Source organism: Streptomyces sp. WM6386 (assembly GCF_000972385.1).
Taxonomy (GTDB): domain Bacteria; phylum Actinomycetota; class Actinomycetes; order Streptomycetales; family Streptomycetaceae; genus Streptomyces.
Genome location: NZ_JXTE01000736.1, coordinates 1 through 328, shown reverse-complemented (window position 1 = coordinate 328; position 328 = coordinate 1). Strand labels below are relative to the sequence as shown.

Genomic DNA, 328 nt, shown 5'->3' with positions numbered 1-328 from the left:
GCCGGGCCCGGTGGAGGTGCTGCTGGCTTGCGGACTCGGTGATGTCGAGGATCTCGGCGATCTCGGCGTGGGTGTGGGAGAAAGCTTCGCGCAGCACGTAGACAGCCCGCTCGGGGGGCGCCAGGTGCTCCATGAGAGTCAGCACTGCCAGGGAGACCGATTCGCGTTGCTCGAATGTGTCGGCCGGGCCGAGCATCGGGTCGCCGTCGAGGAGTGGCTCGGGCAGCCAGGCGCCGACGGGGCGTTCGCGGCGGGGTTTTGGCCGGGGGGGGCCGGCCCGGGCCAGGTGGGGGAAGACCTTTGGGCCCCCTGCTTTTGGGCCCTTTTT

Annotated in this window: 1 protein-coding gene; it reads right to left on the bottom strand. The window is 70.4% G+C overall.

Going from position 1 to position 328, the window contains the following annotated elements:
- Positions 1 to 328: sigma factor-like helix-turn-helix DNA-binding protein (locus tag TN53_RS43455; protein ID WP_420719179.1), on the bottom strand; the 328-nt coding region annotated here is incomplete at both ends.